Source organism: Bacteroides sp. B1-V-101, from assembly GCF_023656585.1.
Taxonomy (GTDB): Bacteria; Bacteroidota; Bacteroidia; order Bacteroidales; family Bacteroidaceae; genus Bacteroides; species Bacteroides thetaiotaomicron.
The window spans coordinates 1-2,497 of the sequence record NZ_JAMOKH010000083.1 but is presented as its reverse complement, the minus strand read 5'-3'; the positions used below and the strand labels follow the sequence as shown (position 1 = coordinate 2,497).

1 protein-coding gene is annotated in these 2,497 nt (G+C 42.1%); it reads left to right on the top strand.

The annotated features are described in order from the left end of the window. Positions 1-573: 573 nt before the first annotated feature. Positions 574-2,385 (top strand): reverse transcriptase/maturase family protein, encoded by a 1,812-nt coding sequence (locus tag NBH01_RS26440; protein ID WP_004318718.1) that lies wholly within the window; start codon positions 574-576, stop codon positions 2,383-2,385. The last annotated feature ends 112 nt before the right edge of the window (positions 2,386-2,497 follow it).

Here is a 2,497-nt window from a genome sequence, read left to right as displayed (position 1 = left end):
TGTGCGCCCGTAAAGGTTGCATCGTAAATATCTCTTTGGCAAGAGATTAGGAAAGTGTTCTTTGAAAATGACCTATCATCAGCCGACTTATCTGTTTCGGGAAAACTTAACCGAGCAGGGAGTGTAGCATGTCGGAAAAGTCATAAGTCAGTTAGTTACCAAACTGCGACTGAATGGCGAGATGAAAAGATAGATATGAGGATAAAGTCCGAATTGATTGAACGATAGTCCGAATGGTCCCCCTTGAGGCTATGGCGTAAGGTAACTATCAATCGCCATATCGTGATACTACTTCAGTGTATAGGAATGAAGGTAGCAAGAACTTATCACGACACAACCGCAGTAAGCGAGTAAAGGACGGAAGTCGTATCCGACAATCTATCATGCCAACAGTTACGATGTAATAAACGGGGATTACCTATCCCGAAGTGCCGAAAGGCTATTAGGTTCGACCTATGAAAATTCGGAGTGGTAACGGAGCTTCCATAGTAGTTTGAGCAAGGTAACGCCTTGTACATGGCGAAGGGAAGCAGCTAATTATTAATACAATTAACGGAAAATGTGAGAGACATTATGAGAAGTCCAGAAAGAGTATTAAACAGTCTATCAGAACACAGTAAGGATGCAAGCTATAAGTTTGAACGTCTTTACAGAATTTTGTTCAATGAGGAAATGTTCTACGTTGCCTATCAGCGTATCTACGCTAAAGAGGGTAACATGACTAAAGGTTCAGACGGTCAGACCATTGACAACATGAGCCTGAAACGAATTGAAAAGTTGATTGATACGTTAAAAGATGAAACGTACCAGCCCCAACCGTCAAAGAGGGTGTACATACCGAAGAAAAACGGTAAGAAAAGACCTCTTGGCGTGCCGACTTTCAATGACAAGTTGATACAAGAAGTAGTAAGAATGGTACTGGAAGCCATATACGAGGGAAATTTTGAATACACCTCGCATGGTTTCCGTCCCAATCGAAGCTGCCATACTGCATTAACTCATATCCAAAAGGAGTTTAATGGTGCAAAATGGTTTGTGGAGGGAGACATAAAAGGCTTCTTTGATAATATAAACCATGATGTATTGATAAACATTCTCTTGGAGCGTATTGCGGATGAACGCTTCATCCGATTGATACGCAAGTTTATGAAAGCGGGATATATCGAAGACTGGCAATTCCACAATACTTACAGTGGCACACCGCAAGGGGGTATCATCAGCCCGATATTGGCTAATATATACCTTGACAAGCTGGATAAGTATATAAAGGAATACACAGCCAAATTCGACAAAGGGAAGAAACGAAAATTCAGTAGAGAAAGTATGGACTTTGGCAATGCAAGAAAACGTATTGTGCGAAGATTGAAGTTCGTAAAAGACGAAAGGCAAAGGACAAAGCTAATCCTTGAACTGAAAGCAATAGAACAAGGACGGGCTAAATATCCCAACGGCGAAGAAATGGATGCCGATTACAGAAGAATGAAATATGCAAGATATGCAGATGATTTTCTTGTGGGAATTATCGGAAGCAAGCAGGATGCGCAACAGATAAAAGAAGATATTAAAAACTTCCTTGCTGACAGACTGGCATTGGAGCTGTCCGATGAAAAGACACTTGTCACTCACACGGAAAGACCGGCCAAGTTTCTCGGATATGAAATCACTGTAAGAAAGTCCAATGACCAAAGACGGGATAAACGGGGTAGATTGAGAAGAACCTATGGTAAAAGGGTCTGCTTGAATGTCAGTACGGAAACAGTCCGTAAAAAACTTTTCGATTGGGGAGTATTGGAACTGACAAACCGTAACGGAAAGGAAATATGGAAACCGAAATGTAAATCGGGACTGATATTCAATGACGACCTTGAAATCCTTGATAGTTATAATCGGGAAATCGTGGGGTTCTATAATTACTACTCCATAGCCAACAACTGCGCCCATGCCTTGAATAATTTCAAGTACATCATGGAATACAGCATGTACAAAACGTTTGCAGGCAAATATAAGTGCCGAACACGTAAGGTAAACAAGAAATATCGTAAGAACGGTAGGTTTATCGTAACGCACATGACTAAAACTGGTGTAAAGGAAAGATACTTTTACGACGGTGGCTTCAAACGAAAGAAGCCCACCTATAAATCGGAATGTGACATTATGCCACGAACAATTTATACTGCGGGGCGGACAAGCCTTGTTGAAAGGCTGAAAGCCCGTGAGTGTGAATTATGTGGAGCGACAGACGACCTTGTTATGCACCATGTAAGGAAACTAAAGAACTTGCAGGGAAAGGAAAGCTGGGAACGACACATGATTGCCCGTAAACGCAAGACGATTGCCGTGTGCAGGAGTTGTCACAAGAAGATACATGACGGAAAGATAGACTGAAATTAGTGGAGAGCCGGATACGCTGAGAGGTGTAAGTCCGGTTCGGGGGCGAGCATTTGGAAACCTACCATAGAAATATGATAAGGCGCTGGGTGCTTAGCCTACACAAAAC